This window comes from Aliarcobacter lanthieri, assembly GCF_013201625.1.
GTDB lineage: Bacteria > Campylobacterota > Campylobacteria > Campylobacterales > Arcobacteraceae > Aliarcobacter > Aliarcobacter lanthieri.
In genome coordinates this window covers 1-14,607 of record NZ_CP053839.1, presented here as the reverse complement: position 1 = coordinate 14,607, position 14,607 = coordinate 1, and the positions used below count along the sequence as shown (strand labels likewise).

The window sequence follows — 14,607 nt, the reverse complement described above, 5'->3', positions numbered from 1 at the left end:
ATATATAAAAATAAATAAAGGAAAAAAAATGACAAAAAAATTGAGTTTTGTTTTAGCAACAACACTTTTTTCGTGTACACTATTAGCTAGTGAGACAACGTATTTAGGTGAGGTAAATATAATCGCAGGAGATAATTCTGATAGTAAATTTAAGAGTAATCAAATTTCTAGTGAAGATATGCAACTTCAAGAAAAGAATACAGTAGTTGATGCATTAAATACTATTAGCGGTATAAATATATATGGGTATGGAGCAAGAGGTGAACAAACAATATCTATTAGAGGTTTTAGTGCAAGACATGCACCTATATTTATAGATGGTATTGCAATAAATGTTCCAAGTGAAGGTTATGTAGATTTATCAAATTATACAACATTTAATTTAGAAAAGATTCAAGTAAGTAAGGGTTTAACTTCTACACTTTTAGGAGTAAATACGTTTGCTGGTGCAATTAACTTAGTTACAAAAAAACCAACAAAAGAGTTTGAAGGTACAATATCAGCTGGAGCATTCAGTGGAGATGGTAAAAAAGGATACATAAATTTAGGAACAAATCAAGGTAAATACTATATCCAAGCAAGTGGTTCATATATGGATAAAGATAACTATCCAATGTCAAGTGATTTTAAATCAACAAAATATCAAGACAATGATAAAAGATCAAATTCATATAAAGAGGATAAAAGTATAAATCTTAAAGTGGGATATACTCCAAATGATACAGATGAGTATGCATTTAACTATATAAATCAGAAAACAAATAAAGGAATGCCTCTTAATGTTTATACTGATGGTAAAAAAGGTAATCCTTTTAGACAATGGGACTATTCAGATAAAGAGAGTTTTTATTTTCTTTCAAATACAAATTTTGATTTAGGATATTTAAAAAGTAGAGTATTTTATGATAAATATGAAGACAATATGCTTTTCTTTACTGATGAGAAATTCAATAAACAAAAATTTGATCCAACACCTTATGATGCAACAACAAGAGGAGTGTCTTTAGAATTAGGTCAATATGATACACAAAGAAATAGTTTGAAATTAGCTTTCCATGCAAAACAAGATAAACAAAAAGACAATGATAGTGGAAAAACTTATGTTAAGAAAATAGATTATTTATCAATCGGATTAGAAGATACTTTCAGAATTACTGATGATTTTAGAGTAATTGCTGGAATTAGTTATGATAAAGATAAAGTGAAAGAAGCAAACAATAAAAAGCCTGATGCGAACTATAGTAGAGAGTTTGAACATACTAATTCTGATTCGTTCAATCCTATGATTAAAGTTGAGTATGATATAGATGAAACTTTTGGACTTTATGCAGGAGTTGCTAAAAAAACAAGATTTGCTAGTCTAAAAGAAAGATACTCTTATAAATTTGGTAGTTATATCCCAAATCCAGAATTAAAACCTGAAAAAACTATCAATTATGAAATAGGAGCAAATAAGATTTTTGAAAATCAAGGTATAAAATCTGTATTATTCTACTCTGATGTAAAAGATTTTATACAAGATGAGCTTATAGATGAAGTAAATGATATTTCTCAAAATAAAAATATTGGTAAAGTTAAACATATGGGTTATGAATTAGAATATTTCTATTCATTTGATGAAACTTTAGATTTTGATGCAAATTATACAAGACTTTTAGCAGAAGATAAAGATAAAAAACAAGATATAACTGATGCACCAAAACATAAAATTGCTTTAGGTGTAACATATAGACCAATAAAAGGTTTAACAACAAATGTAAATATGCAATACTCTTCAAGTAGACATACAGATTCAAATGATAGGAATAAAGATATAAGTGGTGCAGCTATTTGGAATGCAAAAATTGCTTATGAACTTGTAAAAGGATTGACTCTTGATGTAGGAGCTTCAAATATATTTGATAAAAACTACGAATATACATATGGTTATCCAGAAGCTGGAAGAGTTATATACTCAAATTTAACATATAAATTCTAATGAAAACTGCACTTTTTGCACTTTTTGAGAATTGGGAAAATGATTACCAAAAAGCTATAACAGACCAAATTGATTTGGTTTGTTATGCTGAAAGTTTGGGTATTGATGAAGCTTGGCTAACAGAACACCATTTTAATAACTTTAGTGTAACTCCATCTCCTATTCAAACAGCATCATATCTATTAGGTAAAACAAAAAATATAAAAATAGGAACAGCTGGAATTTTACTTCCATACTATAACCCTATAAAACTAGCAGAAGATATTGCTACTATAAAAGCTTTTGATGATAATAGATTCTTATATGGTATTGCAAAAGGTGCATTTGCTATATATGATAAAACTTTTAATGCAGATGGTCATACAAATAGAGAAGTTATGTTTGAAGCTAATGAACTTATACATAAGCTTTTACTTGAAGAGCAAGTAAGCTTCAAAGGTAAATTCTTTTCTTGTGAAGATATATCAATTCGACCAAAAATTAAATATAAATTTACGACTTTCTTGGCTTCAGAATCTATTGAAGCTATAGAAAAGTGTGCGAAAGATGATTTTGGACTTATTGGGAGTTTAGCTTTAAGTAAAGAAAAAATGAGAGAAATTTTTTCAAATTTCCAAAATTTTAACCCAAACAAAAAGCTATCATTTAGAGTAGCAAGAGGTATAAATATTGGTTTTGATAAAGAAGAAATAGAAGAAGAAACAAAAAAAAGTGCTGATATATTTATAAATTCTATGAGACTTTCAAAAGATACAAATCCAACTTTGGTAAAACTTCTAACATCTGAGTATATTGATATTAGAAATAAACTTTTTTGTAAAAATAGAATTTTAGAAAACTCTATTTACGGAACTCCAAAAGATTGTATTGAGCAAATAAAAGCTTTAAAAAATGAGTTTGATATAGAAGCAATACTTCTAAAACCACTCACAACTTCTACAAAAAGAGCAAAAGAAGTTTTAAATTTATATATAAAAGAGGTAAAACCATATGTTTAAAATAGTTTTTTTAATTTTATCTTTATTTTTCTATACAAATGCAAGTACATATAAAGATATGTTTGAACAAAATATAGAGATAAAAAAAGTAGATAAAATTTATGCTTCATCACCTATAATTTTATATTCACTTTATGCTATTGATAAAAGTAAGATTGCTGGATTAAATTTTCCTTTTAATGATATAGAAGCAAGATATATTGATGAAAGCATAAAAAATCTTCCTATTATTGGGGGTTGGTTTGGAAAAGGGAATACCCCAAATAGTGAGATGATTTTAAAGATAAATCCTGATGTAATATTACTTTCTGAGATTTCAAAAGGTCAAAATGAAAAGAAAGTAAGAGACAGTTTAGGAAATATTAATATTCCATTTTTCTACATAAAATCTTCATCTTTAGAAGATATTATAAACTCATTTTCATATTTAGGAAAATTAACATCTAATGAAAAAAGAGCAAAAGAGTTAGAAGATTATGCAAATAAAGTTTTAAATGAAGCAAAAGAAGTATCAACAAAAGTTATAAAAAAACCAAAAGTATATTATGCACAAGGAAACAATGGACTTGAAACAGAATGTGATAGTTCTGTAAGATCTGAACTTATATCATATGCAGGTGGAGAAAATGTACATAAATGTCAAAATTTAAACACTTATGGAAAACAAGCTATAAATTTTGAAAAAATTTTATCATACAATCCAGAAGTTATATTAGTTTATGAAAAAGAGTTTTATAAAAAGATTTACAATGATCCAAAATGGCAATTTATAGATGCCGTAAAAAACAAAAGGGTATATTTTTTACCAAAAGGACCATTTTCTTGGTTTGATAGACCACCATCTTTTATGAAAATATTAGGTCTTAAGTGGTTACTTCATATCTTACATAATGATATTTATCAAATTGATATAAATAAAGATGCAAAAGAGTTTTATTCACTATTTTTAGGTTTAGAGTTAAGCGATATTGAATTAAATCATATTATGGGAAAAGATATTGAATAAATATCTATTTTTGATTATTGCTTTAGTGGTTTTGATAAATAGTTCTCTATTTATTGGCAACTATGAAATTTCATTTGATAACTATTTAAATTTTCTAAAAGCACTATTTGGTTTTGAATCAAATCTATCAAAAGAGCAATATGACTTATTAAAAAGTATTATCTTTGATATTAGATTACCACGAATTATAGCTGCAGCAATGATTGGTGCTTCACTCGCAATTTCAGGAGCTTCTTTTCAAGCTATGTTTGTAAATCCACTTGTTTCTCCTGGAATTTTGGGAGTTTTAAGTGGTGCTTCTTTTGGAGCAGCTTTAGGAATGGTTTTAGGTTGGTCTTGGTTTTTTATAAATATTTCAACCTTTATCTTTGGTTTTTTAGCAGTAATTTTTGCACTTTTTATATCTTATATTTATTCAAGTGCAAAAAATATGATTATTTTAGTTCTTGGTGGAATTATAAGTAGTTCTTTATTCTCTGCTCTTCTTTCAATATTAAAATATAGTGCTGATCCTTATGATACTCTTCCTGCGATTACTTATTGGCTAATGGGAAGTTTATCTTTTAGTACTTCTAGTATAATTTGGAATTTAACTATTCCTATGCTTTTAGGAGTATTTATTTTAATTTTTCTATCAAAATATCTAAATGCCTTAAGTCTTGGAGATGAAGAAGCAAAAGCTTTAGGGGTTGATACAAAAAAGATTAAAATTGTTGTTATTTTAGTGGCTACTTTTATAAGTGCATTGAGTGTTATACTAGCAGGAATTATTGGTTGGATTGGACTTATAATTCCACATATTGTAAGATTTTTATTTGGAGCAGACAATAAAATAGTTCTTCCATTAAGTGCTATAGTAGGAGCTATTTTCTTACTTATTGTTGATAATACCTCAAGAATAATTTTTAGCTTTGAAATTCCAATAGGTATAGTTACATCAATTATTGGAATACCAATATTTATATTAGTTTTGAAAAATGCAAAAAAAGGGTTTTAATGCTATTAATTGATGCAAAAAATATATCTTTTTCATATCAAAATAAAGAAGTGTTAAATAATATAAATTTTGAACTTCATCAAGGAGATATTTTATCTCTTATAGGAAAGAATGGTTGTGGTAAAACAACTTTATTAAAAATACTTTTAGGAATTTATAAAAGTTCTGGAAATATAAAAATATTATCAAAAAATATAAATGAGTACAAAAATAAAGAGTTAGCAAAACTTATATCTTATGTTCCACAAACACATCAAATACCTTTTGATTATACAGTTTTTGATGTAGTTTTAATGGGAAGATTGGCTTATACTAATCTATTTTCAAACTATTCAAAAAATGATATTGAAATAACTATAAAAAACTTAGAAAAAGTTGGCATTTTACACTTAAAAGATAAAATCTATTCACAAATTAGTGGAGGAGAAAGACAGTTAGCATTTATTGCTCGTGCCTTAACACAAAATGCAAAAATCATATTTATGGACGAACCTGTAACTGGATTAGATTATGGAAACCAATTAAAACTTTTGAAGTTTTTAAAAGAGTTATCAAAGGAGGGATATACTTTTGTAAAAACTACTCACTATCCAGATCATGCTTTATATGCTTCAAATAAAGTTATGATGTTAAAAGATGGAATAGTTTTAGATTATGGGCTAGTTGATGATAAACTTACAGTTGAGAATATAAACCAACTTTATGATGTAAATGTTGAAATAATTAAAAGAGCTAATGGTTACAAATTCTGTATACCAAAAATTTAAGGAGAATAAATGGCACTTGTAAAAACAAATTTAGATGAATTGGATTTTTCAAAATTATATAAAAAACAGATGAAAAAATCTACTTTTAAAAGTAAAAGTAGTGGTGACTGGGATAAAAAAGCAAAATATTTTAGTCAGAATGTTGTAAATAGTCCTTATACAAAAGAGTTTATAGGTAAAGTTGATACAAGCGATTGTGAAACATTACTTGATGTTGGAAGTGGACCAGCAACCATCTCTTTGGCTCTTGCAAAAAAGCTAAAAAATGTTTATGCTCTTGATTATTCACCAGAGATGCTAAACTATGCAAATGAAAATGCAAAAGAGAGAAATATAGAAAATCTTACAACAATTCATAAATCTTGGTATGATAATTGGGAAGATGTACCAAATACTGATATAGTAGTTGCAAGTAGATCAATGGAAGTAAAAGATATAAAAAAAGCTTTACAAAAGCTAAATGGAAAAGCAAATAAAAGAGTTTATATTACTACAAAAGTGGGTGGAAGTTTTATAGATAAAGAGATACTAGAGCAAATCAAAAGAGATATTATTCCAAGACCAGATTATATATATTTACTAAATACTTTACATAGTATGGGAATTTTTGCAAAAGTTGATTTTATTAAAACAAACTCTTCAAAATTTGATACACAAAATGAAGATGAATTTATTCAAAGTTTAAAATGGAGTTTAGGTAATATGTCAAAAAAAGAGGAAAAAATCCTAAGAGAATATTTTAATACTACATATAAAAATAAGAAAATAAAAGAGTCTATAACTTGGGCATTTATTTCATGGGAGAAAGAAGTATGAAAAAAATATTTTTAGTTTTACTAGTTTCGTTATCGCTATTTGCAAATGAAAATTACAAAGTATCATTAAGCGTTGAAGTTTCTGGTTTAGTTTTAAATAAACTATCATTAAATGTAGAAGAGCTTGAAAAAATGAGTTATTTTAAAAGTGGTTCAACTCCTGTTATTTGTATGAGTGGAGAAACAAAAGACAATGTAGAAAACTATGAAGGTGTTTTGCTAAAAGATATTTTAGATAAAGCTGTTGTTGATATAACTAGCAAAAAAGATTTTAATAAAATATATATTAAAGTTATTGCAAGTGATGGCTATGATGCAATTTTCTCATATAATGAAGTTTTTAATACAAAACTAGGAGATAATATAATAGTTTTTTATAAGAAAAATGGCGAATATCTTAAAGATTATCAAGGCAAAATCGCACTAATAAGTATTGATGATATAAGAAATGGCCCAAGACATATAAAATGGCTTGAGAAAATAATTGTTGGTAAAATCTAAATTAAACCATCAAAGCTATAAATAGGTATCTTCCTAGCTTTGATATTACTACTAAAGCTAAAAAGAGTTTAAAGTTATATCTTAAAATTCCAGCTACAAAAGTAATGGGATCACCTATGATTGGTAACCATGCAAAAAGTATACAAATTACTCCATATTTATCAAAATATTTTTTACTAAGATTTATATATTTTTCATTTACAAACTTTTTCTTTACTAGATACTCCTCACCTTTTAAACCCAAATAGTAGTTTAAAACTGAACCTAAACTATTTCCTAAAGTAGCAAAGAACAAAAGTAAAAAAAGATTATATCCTTCTAAAATATTATAAATTAGTAAAGCTTCACTTCCAAGTGGAAGCAAAGTTGCAGACAAAAATGCTGAAAAAAATAGTATTAAATATGTCATTATTCTCTTTTATTATATATTAAAGATATATTAGCTAGAATTCACACTCTTAAAAGTAGCATTGAGAACATAAAAGTGTTTTGAATGCTCCTTTTTAGACCCTTTCAAGTGTTATTAAAGACAACGCCCCAGGATAGGAATATAGCAAGGCACCTTTTTTAGTGTTGTGTTTGGGTATCTGGAAAGGAGTACTTTTTGTACTTCTAAATCAAATCTTCAAAATTATCATTTAAAATCAAAAGTTTTTTATCATTTTTGTTATAAATGAATCTTTCATCTTTATTTTGTATAGCCTTAAATATAATATTTTTTATTTCAACTTCTGTTTTATTTGCTCTTTTTAAAATAGCAAAGAACTCTTTTATTGTTATAAACTCACTTTTATTATCAACTTTTTTTTCAATCTGTGGTTTATATATAGCTCTCATTTCATTAAAAGCACTTTGTAAAAGCTTTATTTCACTATTAAAAACTTCTATTATTCTTTTTTGATTTTTTTCTAATCTTTCTATTTCAGAAACATATTGATTTCTCATCCATTTTATAGACTTTTTTAAAATAGTTATTTGTTCATCTTTAGCTTCTATTAATTTATCAAAATTAGAATTTTCTTGAGTATTTTGTAAAATATTATTTTGTATTAAATTTTCATTTATATATACAAATGTTTTTCCATCTTGTTTTATTGATCTTAATTGATTTTTTTTAATACGGTAGTGAATGCCTTGTAAAGATAATCCTAAAATTTCTGCTGCTTCAGTTGTACTAACCAATCTTTCCAAGGCATTTCTCTTATACTTTAGAACTATCTATTTCAATAACTGTATGAACATTACCTCTTGGTTTAAAATCTGCTATAACTTTAAGCCATTTTGGTTCTAGTTTAGAAAAAAGTGTATCAAAAATCTCATTTGCTGAATTTTCATGAGAAATATATCTATTCATAAACGAATTTATATAAATTTTTAAAGCTTTTAATTCAATAACTTTTTTATTTGGGATATATTGTATTTTTATAGTTGCAAAATCTGGGTAACCACTTCTTGGACATTTTGCCATAAATTCTGGTAACTCAATATCTATTGTATAATTTTTATTATGTTCATTTGGCCAAAAATTCTCAGTATTATTTATATCAAACTCTAAAATCTCTTTTTCACCATATTTTATTTCCATTAGTAACCTTTTTTCAAATAATTATCAAATATTTTATCCAAATATCTCTTATAAAGCTAATTTATATAAATCAAGTATAAAATATTGGTATATTTATTATAGGATTAAATTATGAACTCACAAATATTTGATATTTTAATAATTGGAGCAGGAGTAGCAGGTGTTAGCTGTGCGATTGAAGCAAAAATAAAAAATATTGATAATATTTTAATTTTAGAAAAAAGTGATAACTTTTTTGATACTGTAAGAAAATTTTATAAAGATGGTAAAAGAGTAGATAGAAATTGGAAAAACCATATTGTTGATATTATTGGAAATATAGATTTTTTTGATACAACAAAAGACGAAACGCTAAATTACTTTGAAAATCTTTTAAAAAAATACAATATAAATCCTTTGTATAATAATGAAGTAGAAAAAGTAATAAAAAATAGCGAAAATATATTTGAAGTTTATTCAAAAACACAAAAATATTTAGCAAAAAATGTAATTATATCTATTGGAAAAATGGGAAAACCAAATAAACCTGATTATAAAATACCTTTAGAGATACAAAAGATAGTAAATTTTAACCTTGATTCCTGTACACAAAACGAAAATATTTTAGTTATTGGTGGTGGAAATAGTGCAGCTGAGTATGCCTATAGCCTTGTTGATGATAAAAACATTGTAACTTTAGCTTATAGACAAAATAAATTTACAAGATTAAATGAAACAAATGAAAATATATTAAAAGAATATGAAAGAACAAAAGGTTTAAATATAAAATTAGGATGTGATATTCTAAGTTTAGAAGAGTCTAAAACAAAAGTTTTAGTAAACTTTAGTAATGGTGAAAATATTGTTTTTGATAGACTTATTTATGCTATAGGTGGTACAACTCCAACTGACTTTTTAAAATATAGTGGAGTAAACTTTGATGAATATCATAAAGCTATTTTTGACGAAAATTTTGAAACAAATGTAAAAGGTCTATTTTTAGCTGGAGATTTAGCAGCACATAACGAAGGCTCGATAGCTATTGCTTTAAATCATGGTTTTAATATAATAGATTATATTTCAAAATATAATTTGTAGGGCTTAAATACCCTACAAATTATACATCAAGATGTTCTACATCTTTTGCGTGAGATTCTATATAGTTTCTTCTTGGTTCTACTTCATCACCCATAAATAAAGTGAATGTATCACTAGCAGCTTCTGCATCTTCTATTTTTACTCTTAAAAGTCTTCTATTTTCAGGAGTCATAGTAGTTTCCCAAAGCTGTTCTGGATTCATCTCTCCAAGACCTTTATATCTTTGAATATATGCACCTTTTTTGGCTAAAGCTTCTATCTCTTCAAGAAGTTCTATTAAATCACGTCCATCAAAAAGTGTTAAATCTCTATCTTTTAATTTAGTGTAGATAAATGTAGATTCACTAAAGTATGGAGATGCAAAAAGTTCATCATCTATTATAAGTTCTTCTAATCCTTCATTTGTTTGAACAAAAAGTTGAATTCTATCATCTAAAACCGTTTTAGAAAGTATGTTATACCCTCTTACTTCTAAGAACTCTTTTACTTTTTCATATAATAAACTATATTCTAAATTTACTAAATCACTATTTTCAATTAAATGTTTTAAAACTTCAATCAAAGAATATCTTTTTGCAAGTTGTTCAAGCATAGCTCTATATCTTGCTACTTGTTTAAATAAATCAAGTAAATCATTGTATCCCATTCCTTCAAATTCAAATGATTCTAAACCATTCTCAATTAAATATGAAGATAAAGCTCCATTATCTTTTAAATAAATCTCATTTTTACCTTTTTTATATCTATAAAGTGGTGGTTGAGCAATATATAGATACCCTTTTTCAACTATTGGTCTTAAAAATCTAAAGAAGAATGTTAAAAGTAAAGTTTGAATATGGCTACCATCAACATCGGCATCTGTCATAATAATTATTTTATGGTATCTGATTTTTTCTTCATCAAAATCTTCACCAATTCCACAACCTAAAGCTGTAATTATATTTCTAATTTCATCTGATTTTAAAATTTTATCAAGTCTTGATTTTTCAACATTTAAAATTTTTCCTTTTAACGGTAAAATAGCTTGATAAACTCTATCTCTTCCTTGTTTTGCTGAACCTCCAGCAGAATCTCCCTCAACTAAGTAAAGTTCTTTTATAGCTGGATCTTTACTTTGACAATCTGCAAGTTTTCCAGGAAGTGTTCCAACACTCATAGAATCTTTTTTTCTAGTTAATTCTCTTGCCTTTTTAGCAGCTTCTCTTCCTCTTGCTGCCATCAATGCTTTTTCCATTATAGCTTTTGCATGAACTGGATTTTCTTCAAAATATTTATCTAAATTATCACCAGTTAATTTTTGAGCAATAGGTCTTACATAAGAACTACCTAATTTTCCTTTTGTTTGCCCTTCAAATTGTGGTTCTGGAACTTTTACAGAAACAACTGCTATAAGTCCTTCTCTTACATCATCTCCAGTAATTTTTGTATCTTTCTCTCTTGCTGCTGCATTTTCACTTAAGTATTTTGAAATACTTCTTGTAAGTCCTGCTTTAAATCCAGCTTCATGTGTTCCACCATCAATAGTTCTAATATTATTTACAAAAGATAGAGTTTTTTCAATATATGTGTCGTTATACATTAAAGCAATATCAACTTCTACACCATCAACTTTATCACTAAAAGCTACAACTTCACATAAAGCTGTTTCTTTATTCATATCTTCAACAAATTGTCTTATTCCACCTTCAAAATGATAAACTTCTTTTAATTTTGCAGCTTCATCTTCAAGTGTAATAGATATTATTGGATTTAAGTAAGCAACTTCTTTAAATCTCTTTTTTAATATATTAAATTCATATTTTGTAACTTCAAATATAGTATCATCAACTAAAAATTCAATAACTGTTCCGGTTTTTCTTGGACTATCTCCAATTATTTCTAATGTTCCTTGAGGAATTCCTTCTCTAAATTCTTGATAGTGAATTTTTCCTTCTCTATAAATTGTCATTTTAAGATGTTTTGATAGAGCATTTACAACTGAAACCCCAACTCCGTGAAGTCCACCAGAAACTTTGTATGTATCTTTATCAAATTTTCCACCAGCATGAAGTACAGTTAAAGCAACAGTTGCAGCACTAATTCCTTCTGTTGGGTGAATTGCAGTTGGAATACCTCTCCCATCATCTTCTATTCTTGCCCAACCATCTTTCGTAAGAGTAATTTTTATATTTCTACAAAATCCCGCCATAGCTTCATCAATAGAGTTATCAACAACTTCATATATTAAGTGATGAAGACCATTTACATTTGTGTCTCCAATATACATACCGGGTCTTTTTCTAACAGCTTCAAGACCTTTTAAAACTTTAATATTACTAGCACCATATTCTGACATTATCTTTCCTTTTATTTTTCTAAAACTATTGGCATTACAACTGTAATGAATTTATTATCTTCTAAGTAAAATGGTAAATTTGATTCATTAAATCCAATTTTAATTTTTTCACTATTTGTCATACTTAAAAAATCAAGTAAATACTTTGCATTAACAGCTAAATAAAAATCATTTGGAATATTTAGCTCTATATCAACTTGAGTATTTGCAACACTATCCTCATCTAAAGACTCAAAGATAATTGAGTTCTGTTTAAATGTAATTTTAATATTTGAAAATAGTGAAGTTACAAGTTTTATAGACTCTACAAATATATTTTTTGGAATATATAAAGTATTTTTTAAAGTTTGAGGAATAATTCTTTCATAATCTGGAAATTTTCCATTTATAAGTTTTGTGAAAAATTTTGTATTTTCATTTGCAATTACTAAATTTGTATTATCATAAGAGATTTTTGCATTATCTAAAAATAGTTTTTGTATTTCAATAATAGCTTTTTTAGGAATAATTAATTGTGCTTCTTCATTTGCCATATTTTCTAAGTATGATAAAGCAAGTCTTCTAGTATCTGTTGATACAAAATTTATTTTTTGACTTTTTATATCTAATAATGCTCCATTTAGTTCAAATTTAGGATTATTATTATCTATTGCTGGAGATATTTTTTTAATAGCATTTATGAAATTTATAGTTGTAATAGACAAATCTTTTAAATTTTCATATTTATTTATAGTTGGAAATTCATTTGCATCATATGTTGGAAGTTTAAAAGTTGATTTACCTTGTTTTATAACTAAATTATTTGAAGATTTTTCTAATAAAATATCTTCATTTTTTAATCTTTTTATAATTCCTAATAAATTAGAACCATTTACTGTTGTTTTTCCATCTATAGCTTCAGTTACATTTTCTATTGTAGTTTCTAAACCTATTTCATAATCAGTTGCTTTTATTATCAAATTGCTATTTTGTGTTTCTAAATATATATGTGATGTTATTGCACTAGAATCTTTTTTTTCTAGAAATGGTTGCATTGAACTTACAACATTTTCAAAAGCGGATTTGTTTATTACCAACTTCATTTTTTCTCCTATTTTTTTATTTAATTTTAGTAAAAGTAGTAGTATATGTGAAAAGATGAAAATATCAGATTAGACTCTATAAAATCGATATTTGAGATAGTGAGTAAATCTTAATATATATTCACATCTTTTCACACTTTACTTTAAAACTTTTACTCCTTATTTATTAATTTATTTTTTAAATTCTGAATTATTAGCTTAAAATTTTCATCTTTTTGCATTAATTCATTTGTTTTTTTAATATTATGCGAAATTGAACTATGATCTTTCATTTCTAAAAATTTTGCAATATCTGGCATTGAATTATGTGTTAATTCTCTTGCTAAATAAATTACAACTCTTCTTGCATTTGCAACTGATGTTGTTCTTTTTTTAGATTTTATATCGCTTGGTTTAATATTTAATTCATTTGCAACAATATTTATAATATCAGGAAGTTTTATATTTTCTTTATTTTCTTTTATTTGATCTTTTAAAAGATTTTGAACCATTGCAAGGTTTATTTCTTGATTAAGTAAAGATGCACTTGCATTTATACGTATTAAAACACCTTCTATTTCTCTAATAGAACTATCTAAAGTTGTAGCTATAAATGTAATTATCTCACGGCTAAGGTTTATTCCATTTAGTTCAGATTTTTTTTCAATAATTGCAATTTTTGTTTCAAGTCTTGGAATTTGTATATCTGTTGTTAATCCCCACTCAAATCTTGATTTTAATCTATCTACAAGACCTGCAATTTGAGATGGAAGTCTATCACTTGTCATAACTATTTGTTTTTTTGCATTGTGTAGTTCATTGAAAGTGTGAAAAAATTCTTCTTGAGTTTGTTCTTTTCCACTTAAAAATTGAATATCATCTATAAGTAAAACATCACAATTTCGATATTTTTCTCTAAAATGTTCCATATTTTTATTTTTTATTGAAAAGGTAAAATCATTCATAAATTGTTCTATTGTTACATAAATAACTGTTTTATCATTTTCTAAAGCATGATTTCCAATAGCTTGTAAAATATGTGTTTTTCCTAAACCTGTTCCACCATAAATAAAAAGTGGATTATACTGAATACCTGGTTTCTTAGCAACAGCTAAAGAAGCATTATAAGCCATTTGATTTGATGGACCTACAACAAAAGAATCAAATGTATAAGATGGATTTAGTATAGTACTTTCAGGAGTTTGGTTTTGAATTTGAAGATTTTGAATATCTTTTTTTGTCTTTTTTTCACCAACAATTTTTATATCTATTTCTGGTTTTGAACCATCAAAGATTTCAAAGCAATGTTGAATAATATTTGTATATTTATTTTTTATCCATGAAGCTATATATTTATTTGCTACTTCAAATGTAGCAATGTTTTCTTCAGGTAATACTTTTTTAAGTACTAACTGTTTTAAATATCTATCAAAGTCAATTTTACTTGCTTCTTTTTGAATAATTGTTAAAAACTCTTTATTTGTCAT

Annotated in this window: 14 protein-coding genes and 1 other RNA gene; 9 read left to right on the top strand and 6 right to left on the bottom strand. The window is 26.0% G+C overall.

Features of this window, described 5'->3' with window-relative positions:
• Positions 1–28: 28 nt before the first annotated feature.
• From ALANTH_RS00075 to ALANTH_RS00045, 7 genes are read left to right on the top strand one after another with little or no spacing between them, the layout of a single operon-like run.
• The gene (locus ALANTH_RS00075) at positions 29–1,978 is read left to right on the top strand and encodes a TonB-dependent receptor plug domain-containing protein (protein WP_026807097.1); all 1,950 of its coding nucleotides are present in this window, start codon (positions 29–31) and stop codon (positions 1,976–1,978) included.
• Entirely contained in the window at positions 1,978–2,976 is a 999-nt protein-coding gene (locus ALANTH_RS00070; protein ID WP_026807096.1) for an LLM class flavin-dependent oxidoreductase, read from the top strand. The genes ALANTH_RS00075 and ALANTH_RS00070 overlap by 1 nt, the downstream gene beginning before the upstream one ends.
• A complete protein-coding gene (locus tag ALANTH_RS00065; protein WP_026807095.1) occupies positions 2,969–3,982 on the top strand; it encodes an ABC transporter substrate-binding protein in 1,014 nt (337 codons plus the stop codon). The genes ALANTH_RS00070 and ALANTH_RS00065 overlap by 8 nt, the downstream gene beginning before the upstream one ends.
• Complete coding sequence (locus ALANTH_RS00060) at positions 3,975–4,979, top strand: FecCD family ABC transporter permease (RefSeq protein ID WP_026802837.1); 1,005 nt, start codon at positions 3,975–3,977, stop codon at positions 4,977–4,979. Before ALANTH_RS00065 ends, ALANTH_RS00060 begins: the two co-directional genes overlap by 8 nt.
• The gene (locus ALANTH_RS00055) at positions 4,979–5,746 is read left to right on the top strand and encodes an ABC transporter ATP-binding protein (protein ID WP_026807094.1); all 768 of its coding nucleotides are present in this window, start codon (positions 4,979–4,981) and stop codon (positions 5,744–5,746) included. The genes ALANTH_RS00060 and ALANTH_RS00055 overlap by 1 nt, the downstream gene beginning before the upstream one ends.
• A gap of 9 nt (positions 5,747–5,755) precedes the next feature.
• Positions 5,756–6,562 (top strand): class I SAM-dependent methyltransferase, encoded by an 807-nt coding sequence (locus tag ALANTH_RS00050; RefSeq protein ID WP_026807093.1) that lies wholly within the window; start codon positions 5,756–5,758, stop codon positions 6,560–6,562.
• Positions 6,559–7,062 carry a molybdopterin-dependent oxidoreductase gene (locus ALANTH_RS00045; protein WP_157833599.1) on the top strand — a complete coding sequence of 168 codons (504 nt, stop codon included), beginning with the start codon at positions 6,559–6,561 and terminating at the stop codon, positions 7,060–7,062. The genes ALANTH_RS00050 and ALANTH_RS00045 overlap by 4 nt, the downstream gene beginning before the upstream one ends.
• Position 7,063: 1 nt before the next feature.
• On the opposite strand, the gene ALANTH_RS00040 is transcribed toward ALANTH_RS00045, so the two are convergent.
• The gene (locus ALANTH_RS00040) at positions 7,064–7,471 is read right to left on the bottom strand and encodes a YqaA family protein (protein WP_026807092.1); all 408 of its coding nucleotides are present in this window, start codon (positions 7,469–7,471) and stop codon (positions 7,064–7,066) included.
• Between the two features lie 91 nt (positions 7,472–7,562).
• On the opposite strand from ALANTH_RS00040, the gene ffs reads away from it, so the two are divergent.
• Positions 7,563–7,659, top strand: an RNA gene (gene ffs, locus ALANTH_RS00035) — signal recognition particle sRNA small type.
• Positions 7,660–7,674: 15 nt separating this feature from the next.
• Here ffs and ALANTH_RS00030 read toward each other — a convergent pair.
• Positions 7,675–8,253 (bottom strand): hypothetical protein, encoded by a 579-nt coding sequence (locus tag ALANTH_RS00030; protein WP_026807091.1) that lies wholly within the window; start codon positions 8,251–8,253, stop codon positions 7,675–7,677.
• Between the two features lie 10 nt (positions 8,254–8,263).
• Positions 8,264–8,641 (bottom strand): preQ(1) synthase, encoded by a 378-nt coding sequence (gene queF / locus ALANTH_RS00025; RefSeq protein WP_026802832.1) that lies wholly within the window; start codon positions 8,639–8,641, stop codon positions 8,264–8,266.
• A gap of 117 nt (positions 8,642–8,758) precedes the next feature.
• On the opposite strand from queF, the gene ALANTH_RS00020 reads away from it, so the two are divergent.
• Positions 8,759–9,724 (top strand): NAD(P)-binding domain-containing protein, encoded by a 966-nt coding sequence (locus ALANTH_RS00020; protein WP_026807090.1) that lies wholly within the window; start codon positions 8,759–8,761, stop codon positions 9,722–9,724.
• 19 nt (positions 9,725–9,743) lie between these two features.
• On the opposite strand, the gene gyrB is transcribed toward ALANTH_RS00020, so the two are convergent.
• The 3 genes from gyrB to dnaA all read right to left on the bottom strand — a co-directional run bounded on the left by gyrB (position 9,744) and on the right by dnaA (position 14,607).
• The gene (gyrB, locus tag ALANTH_RS00015) at positions 9,744–12,059 is read right to left on the bottom strand and encodes a DNA topoisomerase (ATP-hydrolyzing) subunit B (protein ID WP_026807089.1); all 2,316 of its coding nucleotides are present in this window, start codon (positions 12,057–12,059) and stop codon (positions 9,744–9,746) included.
• A gap of 11 nt (positions 12,060–12,070) precedes the next feature.
• Positions 12,071–13,141 (bottom strand): DNA polymerase III subunit beta, encoded by a 1,071-nt coding sequence (gene dnaN / locus ALANTH_RS00010; RefSeq protein WP_026802829.1) that lies wholly within the window; start codon positions 13,139–13,141, stop codon positions 12,071–12,073.
• 152 nt (positions 13,142–13,293) lie between these two features.
• Positions 13,294–14,607: a chromosomal replication initiator protein DnaA gene (gene dnaA, locus ALANTH_RS00005; protein ID WP_026802828.1), complete on the bottom strand. Its 1,314-nt coding sequence runs from the start codon at positions 14,605–14,607 to the stop codon at positions 13,294–13,296.

What these genes read in the sequence shown, in the direction of transcription:
- ALANTH_RS00020 (WP_026807090.1), top strand. Translation starts at nt 8,759, where the DNA reads ATGAACTCACAAATATTTGATATTTTAATAATTGGAGCAGGAGTAGCA.
- ALANTH_RS00070 (WP_026807096.1), top strand. Translation starts at nt 1,978, where the DNA reads ATGAAAACTGCACTTTTTGCACTTTTTGAGAATTGGGAAAATGATTAC.
- dnaN (WP_026802829.1), bottom strand. Translation starts at nt 13,141, where the DNA reads ATGAAGTTGGTAATAAACAAATCCGCTTTTGAAAATGTTGTAAGTTCA.
- ALANTH_RS00040 (WP_026807092.1), bottom strand. Translation starts at nt 7,471, where the DNA reads ATGACATATTTAATACTATTTTTTTCAGCATTTTTGTCTGCAACTTTG.
- dnaA (WP_026802828.1), bottom strand. Translation starts at nt 14,607, where the DNA reads ATGACAAATAAAGAGTTTTTAACAATTATTCAAAAAGAAGCAAGTAAA.
- ALANTH_RS00075 (WP_026807097.1), top strand. Translation starts at nt 29, where the DNA reads ATGACAAAAAAATTGAGTTTTGTTTTAGCAACAACACTTTTTTCGTGT.
- ALANTH_RS00065 (WP_026807095.1), top strand. Translation starts at nt 2,969, where the DNA reads ATGTTTAAAATAGTTTTTTTAATTTTATCTTTATTTTTCTATACAAAT.
- gyrB (WP_026807089.1), bottom strand. Translation starts at nt 12,059, where the DNA reads ATGTCAGAATATGGTGCTAGTAATATTAAAGTTTTAAAAGGTCTTGAA.
- ALANTH_RS00055 (WP_026807094.1), top strand. Translation starts at nt 4,979, where the DNA reads ATGCTATTAATTGATGCAAAAAATATATCTTTTTCATATCAAAATAAA.
- ALANTH_RS00045 (WP_157833599.1), top strand. Translation starts at nt 6,559, where the DNA reads ATGAAAAAAATATTTTTAGTTTTACTAGTTTCGTTATCGCTATTTGCA.
- ALANTH_RS00050 (WP_026807093.1), top strand. Translation starts at nt 5,756, where the DNA reads ATGGCACTTGTAAAAACAAATTTAGATGAATTGGATTTTTCAAAATTA.